Raw genomic sequence first — 8030 nt, 5'->3', positions numbered from 1 at the left:
CGTTGATATACTGATTCAGTTGCTTTCCGAGCGAAGTGATGCATCGAGCGAGCGCGTCGCCTTGCTCGGGTTCCACGAGCTTTCGGTGGATCGCTTTTTGGAGCCAGGTGGCTGTTTCCTGCAAGGATCCGCGCGCGTAGTAACAGAACTGGCGATTCTCCCTGAAATGATAGCGGCCAAACCCCTCGCTCAGATTGGCCGCAATAGAATCTGCCGCGCGAATCCATTGTTTACCGATGGTGTCCTTCATGAAGGGAGGCCAGGAAATTACAAGGTTCCAGATCGTTTCGGCGAGCTCCATGGCGCGCTGATAAACGATGAGATCTTCCGGAGACATGTGCGGGAATGTATGGGTGGAAAAGGGGACTGCATGTACTAGACACACCACACGATGTATTCATACCCTGAGGCCTCCTTGATCGGGAACCCTGCCCGGGGAAGGCGTTCGACCAGTGACCAGTGACCAGTGACCAGTGACCAGTGACCAGTGACCAGTGACCTGACCCCCCCCACCCCCCCTACCTCCACCCCCACCTCCTGGACCTGGCAGATGCGCAACCGGGTCCACGACCTCGCGTCGTTGCGGCAGTATCTGGAGCCTACGCCGGACGAGGTGGAGGCGATTCGGGTGACGGACGGGGTGTTTCGGTGGAATATCACGCCGTACTACGCCGGCCTCATCGATCCGAACGACCCGAACTGCCCCATCCGCCGGCAGGTGGTTCCGCGGATGAGCGAGATGGCGCCCGATATCGTCGGGGTCCTCGATCCGCTCGAAGAGATGGGGCACTCGCCGGTCAAGAACCTCATTCACAACTATGAGGACCGGGTCGCCTTCTGCGTGACGGCGGAATGCGCCATCTATTGCCGCTATTGCCTGCGGAAGCGGATGGTCGGGGATGCCGAGTATTTCATGAACAGGGCGGAGCTGCAGGAGGCGATCGACTACATCGCCGCCCACCCTGAAATCAGGGATGTGCTGCTCACCGGCGGCGATCCGCTGGTATTCAATGAGAAGAACCTCGACTGGCTGCTGGCGAAGTTACGCGCCATCCCGCATGTCGGTGTCATCCGGATCGGCTCCCGGCTGCCCGTCACGCTGCCGTATCGCATCACCGACGAGCTCTGTGAGGTCCTCGAGCGGCACCACCCGATCTGGCTCAATACCCATTTCAACCATCCGCGCGAACTGACGCCGGAGGCGGCCGCGGCCTGCGACCGGCTGCTGCGCGCCGGCGTGCCGGTCGGCAACCAGACCGTCCTGCTGAAAGGCATCAACGACGATCTGGAAACGATGCGGGCGCTCTGCGATGGGCTCGTCCGCATGCGCGTCCGCCCTTACTACCTCTATCAGGCGCAACTCATCGGCGGAACCGCTGCGTTCAGGACGACCATCGAGCGCGGGATGGCGCTCATGGAGGCGCTCCAGGGCCACATCACGGGATTCGCCATCCCCAAACTGATCCTGGACACCCCCTTCGGCAAGGTGCCGCTGAACCGGAGCTACGTGCTCGGGCGCAGCGGCGACCACGTGGTGATGCGTACCTACAGCGGCCGGCTCTGGGCAGAACCCAATCCCTGGGAACCGGAAGAAGATGGAGCGCTCCGCCTCCCCGAAATCCCGATGCCGCCCGAGGCCGAGACGATCCGTTAAATGCTCATTTCAACAGGCTCATCAGCCGCCCGGTCTCGCCCTTGGGGGTTTCGATCCGGTAGAGGTACAGACCGCTCGGCAGGTCGCGGGCCTCGAAGGAGACGACATTTCGCCCCGCCGGCTGCAGGCCATCCACCAGCACCGCCATCTCGCGCCCCAGCATGTCGTACACCGTCAGCCGCACCTCGCTCGCTTCGGAGAGCGTGAAGGCGATTTCGGTGGTCGGATTAAACGGGTTCGGGAAGTTCTGGTCCAGCGAAAACGCAAGCGGCGTGGAACGGTCGAGCCCCTCCGCCCCGTCCAGGCCGAAGCTGAGGTGCTCGACGTGGATGGTGAACGGCGTGCTCGTCTGGCCATTTCCGAGCACGTAAAACGCGAGGAGCGTGACGTCGCCGGCGTCGAACGGTTCGCCCTGGACGAGTTGGCGGCGAAGCTCCGAGAAGTCGACCACAAAGGTCTTCGGATCCGGCGTCAGTTCGAAGGTGTAGCCGAACTGGTCCCACGTGTCGATGCCGGCTTTCTCGACGACGAGGCGTACCGTGCCCTCGCCATAGGCCGAGAACGATAGGTTCTGATAGGCCGACAGGTCGACCGGCTCGCCGTTCGGACGCAGGTAGCGGAACAGGCTCGCCCAGTCCGTCACGTCGCCCTCGAGGGTGCCCCCGCGCTCGATGACGTAGCGTCCGGCGTCGAATGGCTGCGCGTAGCCGTGCGTCGCGAAGTCTTCCACCGTCGAGGTGCCGGCGGCGGCGAAGCTCCAGGGGCCGTCGGCGTGGTAGATCTGGTCGTGACTGCGCGAAGCTTCGTGTTCGACGAAGAGCACGGCGTCGTAGATGGCGCCCACTTCGAGTTCGATCGTCGAGAATGCTTCGTTTGGCGCCGGCGCCGGCACCGTCACGATGCGCTCGAACGGCGTGCGGAAATGGCGGTCGGCATCGCTCTCCGACAGGGCGAAGGAGCCGTGTAGCTTGACCTCCGTCTGCCCGATGCGGTTTGCCAGGCGCAGGCTCAGCCGGCCCTGACGGTAGACGCCGTCCATGACGAAGAGCTGCGGCGCCTGGTTCGCGCCATTGGCGTACACCACCGTGCCCCGCTGTTCGAGCCGGGCGAGGAGGTCCGCCAGGAGGGCCTCGGTGTAGTCGGGCGCGACGCTCCACACCTGCATGTTGATCACGTCGTCGATGCCGGCCGGCACCGTGTATTCTTCGGAGGCGAACCGGCTGTCGATCGTGTAGCGGTCGCCCTGGCGGTAGGCCACGAAGCTGATCGCATAATCGATATCGCCGTTCGGCTGATGCAGTTTGGAGAGGACGAACGGGTGTCCGCCCACGTTCACGATGCGCACGTCGCTCAGCATGCCGCCGCCGAGGCGGTCGCACGTGACTTTGGTGTGGTCGTAGAGTTCACCGGATGGCGAGGTGGCGGTGAAGATCGCCGCCATGCGCCGGCCGTCGAGACGGACATAGTCGACCGCGAGCACGCTGGTCGCGTTCGTGAAATCGAGCAGGTCGGTCGGCGACACCTGGAAGGCGCGGCTGAGCTGCGGACCCTCTACCGGGATGATGTTCGCGATCTCGTCGGAGGCGACCCCGTAAACCCGTTCCCCTTTCGCGAGCGCCGGGACAAACGGCACGGGGGCCGGCGCAGCGAGGAGGGCTCTGGCGGCCCGGGCGTCCTGGCGGCGGTTGAAGAGTCGGCGCGCCAGCTGCGTGGCCATGTCGCCGTTGCTCTCGATCCCGCCGTCGCCCCCGCCGGAGGTGTTCCCCGGCGTGACGGCTGCGGAAGCCCAGTCGTCTTCCGACGTATCCCCATTGCCCGGCGTCGAATCCGGATCCATGGGCTGGGCGGCCATGACTTCGACGATATTCTCGATCGGCTGCCCGGTCTCGACCCTGGCGGTCAGGGTGCCGACGGCGGTCTCGCCGACCGCCAGCGCGTCGATCGCGATCTCGAAAGAGCCGGGGCGGGTAACGACAGTGCCGGCGCCGACATACTCCACAAAGGTCAGCCCGGCGGGCATGCGGTCTTCGATCCGGATGTCGGTCGCGTCGTCGGGACCCTGGTTGGTAAGCGCGATGGTGAAGACGACGGTAGCGCCCGAATCCGGCGCGGGGTTGTCGACCGATTTGGCGAGTTCGAGGTCGGCGCTCGCGGCCGGCGTAAACAGGATGTCGTCCAGCGCGCCCGATCCCTGGCGCAATACGCGCATCCCCAGCACATCGACGGCGCTCACGGGGACTTCGGCGACGCCGTTGTTGCCCGTCGCCGGCGCGTTGACGCGCGACACCACCGTTCCGGCCTCATCCAGGAATTCGATCACGAGCGATTCGCTGGTTTCCACATCCAGCGCCGTGAAGCGGGAGATGGAGACGGGCGTCGGGAAGGTCAGCAGGAGCGTGGTGTTGCCGCCATGGTCGCGGGGCTCGGTGACCGGGTCGGTATCGAGCGTGCTGCAGCCCTGCTGCACGATGAGCACGTTCCCCAGCGCCGTATCGTTGGCGAACGGGCTGCCGGCCTGTCCGCCTGCGCCGATGCCGGGCCCGCCGAAGGATGCGTTCGGCGTGCCGAGGTCTTCGTCGTCGCCCGTGCAGCCGCCCGGGCACGACGACGCGTAGATGACGGCGGCATTGCGGGCAGGACATCCGGGGTTTGTGCCTTTTACGGTGATCCCCCCATATCCGTTGGCCGACGCCAGTTCGCTGACGATCTTGCCTTCGGCCAGATTTTCGAAGTCGATGACCTGCGTCTGGGCCGACGCGGTGGCCGCAGTGAAGAGGAGAAGGATGAGAGCCGCGGCGAAGCGGCGAGCCGAGTGGCTGAGGTGTATGGGTACAGAAACGGCGCCGGCGATCGCCCGGGCGTCCGTGTCGGAGAGCTGTTGCATGGTGTTCCTTGAAGGATATTCACTACAGGCCTTTCGCCCGCGCGGATGCGCCGGCAGGCCCCTTTTGCTGCGGTTGAGCATCGGTGGGACGCAGGACGCTGATCTCGAAGGTCGGACCCGTACGCGACGTACGCGTGGGTACCGCAAGACCGGTGTCTGCTTACCAGGTATCGGCGATGTATACCCTGCGCCAAACCCGCAAGTTATCCGCGAAGTATGCTTTTTGTGTGTCCGGATGTACCTATTCGGGGCGCTTCTGCGCCGGGCTCTCCGCTTCGGCGACACGGGTTCGCCCGTCCGGAAAAAAGACGCCGGCGAGGCGCATGCGGCGTCGTGCCCCGCGCGGTTCTTCTCCGGGCGGATTTCGTCGGACGCATCCCACATGCTGCACGCCGGCCCCGCGAGGGGCGCGCTTTTGCGCTGCGGGCCGGCCCCCGGTCCAGTTGACTTTGGCGGCTACCCCTAGTAGATTGCGGACCGGCTTTGAGTCTGCCGGTTCAGGTGGACTTACCAAGGTTTACTTCCCTTCTTTTTGAATTCTGCATGAGCAGCACCCTGGCTATCGTGCTCACTGTCGCGCTCGGGATTTTGCTGGTCGTTGGTCTGGGCGCTCTGGTCTTATACAAGCGTTTTGAGCGCACTGCGGCCCTCCGGGCTCCCCGGCCTGTCCAGCCTTCCGTTTCCCCTCAGCAGGAGTTGAGCGCGCTGGGCATCATCGAAATTCGTCCGAAAGCGCGCCGCGGGTCCGACTCGCCGGCGCCCGACCCGTCCGGCTCGCCTGCATCCGCGTCCGAGGACGCCACGCTCGACGTGGCGGATCTGCTCGAGGAGACGTCACCCCTGGATCCCTTGCCGGAGCCCGATGAGGCCATAGAAGTGCCCAGAGAAGAGGCTAGCGAAGAGGCCAGCGAGGTGGTCGAGACGGAGCCGCGCGGCGCCCGCCGGCAGGACCCCGCTCCCGCGCCGCCTCGCTCCGACAAAGCAGCAGCTTCCCCCGAAGCCCGCGTCGGCGGCCGCCCCGATCTGATCCCGATGCTTCAGGCCATCCGGTCGTCGGCCGGCGGATACACCGTATGTCTCGTGCGGCACGACGAGGACTTCCGCTATGAACTCGTCGCGATCGTCAGCGAGAGTCCGCAGGCCCTCGCCGCCGGCTCCATCCTGATCCATCCAGGTGTACTGGACGAGGCCCTGCAGATGGCCCCCGTATCCATCAAGGACATCGGGAGCGACGAGGTGACCTGGGAGGGACTGGGCTATTACCGGATGCCGGTATCTGTCCGGCAGGCCGCCATCGTGCCCGTACGCGTCCCGGATGACGAGAATGCCTACCTGCTCATCATCGATGCTCTCGCCTGGCGCGACCTGGACGACCCGTGGCAACGCCTGCTGCTGGGTCAGTTCGCGACGTTGATCGGGACGTACATGGCGTCGCCGCTGCCCGGCGATGCCGCCCAGAAGGATAAACTCCGCATCCGGCCGCGGCGCGAGATCATCGCCGAAGAAATGGAACGCGCTCGCGAAAACGGCCGCTCGCTCTCGCTGGCCCTCATCTACCTGAACCGCGCCGAGGCCATCGCCGATCAGGGCGTAAAGGCGCTCGGCGCCGCGGAACGGGCGCTGAAGAAAAACCTCCAACAGGCCGCCCAGACCGGCCGGCTCGAACGGTTCGGCGAACTCACGTACGGCGTTTTCCACGACGAGGACGTGACGGAAGTCGAAGCCTGGGCCCTGAGGCTCCAAGAGGACCTGGCGGCCGACACCGAGCATCTGGCCGGCGGCGTGAGCATCGGCATCGCGCTGCTCAAGGACCGGCACGCAACGCCCGACGATTTTCGCGCCGACGCCACCGAAGCGCTGCGCGAGGCCTTCGAGACCGGGGCGTGCACGATCATCGAGTAGCCGGCATGGCGTCTCCCGACCCCCGGCTGTTCGTGACCCTCGTACTGGATGGCGTCGGCATCGGCGAACAGCCGGATGCCGGGCGCTACGGCGACGTGGGGAGCCATACGCTTGGCCACGTGTGTGCCACCGCGCATCCGAAGCTGCCGCACCTCGCCGCGCTCGGCCTGGGCTGCATCGCCCCGCTCGACGGCGTCCCCGCCCACCCGGCGCCCGGCGCGCAGTACGGCCGGCTGACGGAGGTCTCGGCCGGAAAGGACAGCACCACCGGGCACTGGGAGCTGGCCGGCATCCGGCTCGACAAGCCCTTCCCTACCTTTCCCGACGGGTTTCCGGACACCCTGATCCACGCGTTCATCGAACGAACCGGGTGCCCGGGCGTCCTGGGCAACCGCGCCGATTCCGGCACGGCGATCATCGACGCCCTCGGGGCCGAACATCAGGAAACCTCCTGGCCGATCGTGTACACCTCGGCGGACAGCGTCTTTCAGGTGGCGGCCCACGTGGATACCATCCCCCTGGAAACGCTGTACCGGTACTGCCAGATCGCGCGGGATGCGTTGTGCGTCGGACCGTACGGCGTCGGGCGCGTCATCGCGCGCCCGTTCGAGGGGCAGGCGGGGAACTGGCGGCGCATCTCGGCGGCTCGCAAGGACTATGCGCGCCTTCCGGAATCGAAGCCCCTCCAGGCGGCGCTGTCGGAAGCCGGCGTGGCCACCGTGTCGGTCGGCAAGGTGGCGGATCTGTTCGGCCATGTCGGTTTCGAGGAAGGGCACAAGACCCGGTCGAACGACGAAGGGATCGCGGAGACGCTCCGGCAGATGCGGCGCCGGGGAGTGTCGGCCAGGCCGGCGTTTATCTGGGTCAATCTGGTGGATTTCGATCAGGAATACGGTCATCGCAACGATCCCCACGGCTTTGCGCGCGCCCTCGAAGCGTTCGATCGGTCGCTCCCCGAGATCCTCGCTGCCCTGCCGCCCGGCGGTCGCCTGGTCATCACAGCCGATCACGGCAACGATCCGACCACGCCCGGCACCGATCACAGCCGCGAGTATGTCCCGCTCCTGTACGTCGATGGCCGGCCCGGCGCCGATCTGGGCACGCGCGCCACCTTCGCCGACCATGCCGCCACAGTGGCCGCCTACTTCGGTGTCGACTTCCCCGTGAAGGCCACGCCCTTCGGGGAACGGTGACCCCGATCCACTTCTGGGTGCTGATCCCCGGGGCGTCCAGAGCAATCGCATTCTTGCCGTGGGGGCAAGGAGAAGCGTATGGGAGTTTGGGTGCATGGGGGCATTTTTAGCGCAAAACCTCCCATACTCCCAGACCGGGAGATGCTCACGTTGGAAGAGAATACGATTGCCCTGCCGGGGCGTCGAAGCGGTATTGAATCGCGGTTTTTTTCGGTTATTTTCCGGGTTGCCCGGCGGCATCGAGCCGTGCGTTTGACCGGCGTGGCGCCGGCTTTCGGGCGGTCGCCGGCGTGCGGCCGGCACGCCCGGTCGATGAGAAGCTTTCGTGATCGGGTTGACAGGGAACTTGATAGTTCACTAAGATTGCCGGTCAGCCGCGCCGCGTCGCGCGCGGCAT

The 8030-nt window shown here is 65.7% G+C and carries 5 protein-coding genes; 3 read left to right on the top strand and 2 right to left on the bottom strand.

Features of this window, described 5'->3' with window-relative positions; translation table 11 throughout:
- On the bottom strand, window positions 1-337 hold a 337-nt coding region (locus R2834_18885), incomplete at its 3' end, for a four helix bundle protein (GenBank protein ID MEZ4702406.1).
- A 150-nt stretch (window positions 338-487) separates the two neighbouring features.
- Between R2834_18885 and R2834_18880 the strand changes: the two genes are divergently transcribed.
- Window positions 488-1654 carry a KamA family radical SAM protein gene (locus R2834_18880; GenBank protein ID MEZ4702405.1) on the top strand — a complete coding sequence of 389 codons (1167 nt, stop codon included), beginning with the start codon at window positions 488-490 and terminating at the stop codon, window positions 1652-1654.
- 4 nt (window positions 1655-1658) lie between these two features.
- Here the strand turns inward: R2834_18880 and R2834_18875 are convergent, their stop codons facing one another.
- Window positions 1659-4538: a T9SS type A sorting domain-containing protein gene (locus R2834_18875; GenBank protein MEZ4702404.1), complete on the bottom strand. Its 2880-nt coding sequence runs from the start codon at window positions 4536-4538 to the stop codon at window positions 1659-1661.
- Between the two features lie 543 nt (window positions 4539-5081).
- Here R2834_18875 and R2834_18870 point away from each other — a divergent pair.
- Both R2834_18870 and R2834_18865 read left to right on the top strand, forming a co-directional pair.
- Window positions 5082-6440 carry a hypothetical protein gene (locus tag R2834_18870; GenBank protein MEZ4702403.1) on the top strand — a complete coding sequence of 453 codons (1359 nt, stop codon included), beginning with the start codon at window positions 5082-5084 and terminating at the stop codon, window positions 6438-6440.
- A 5-nt stretch (window positions 6441-6445) separates the two neighbouring features.
- Entirely contained in the window at window positions 6446-7633 is a 1188-nt protein-coding gene (locus R2834_18865) for a phosphopentomutase (GenBank protein ID MEZ4702402.1), read from the top strand.
- Window positions 7634-8030 lie beyond the last annotated feature (397 nt).

Source organism: Rhodothermales bacterium (genome assembly GCA_041391505.1).
Taxonomy (GTDB): Bacteria; Bacteroidota; Rhodothermia; order Rhodothermales; family JAHQVL01; genus JAWKNW01.
The sequence above is the reverse complement of the archived record's forward strand: the minus strand, read 5'-3'. Positions and strand labels throughout refer to the sequence as shown.

Excerpts from the sequence above, each read along its gene's own strand:
- R2834_18875 (MEZ4702404.1), bottom strand. The coding sequence starts at position 4,538 with ATGCAACAGCTCTCCGACACGGACGCCCGGGCGATCGCCGGCGCCGTT.
- R2834_18870 (MEZ4702403.1), top strand. The coding sequence starts at position 5,082 with ATGAGCAGCACCCTGGCTATCGTGCTCACTGTCGCGCTCGGGATTTTG.
- R2834_18865 (MEZ4702402.1), top strand. The coding sequence starts at position 6,446 with ATGGCGTCTCCCGACCCCCGGCTGTTCGTGACCCTCGTACTGGATGGC.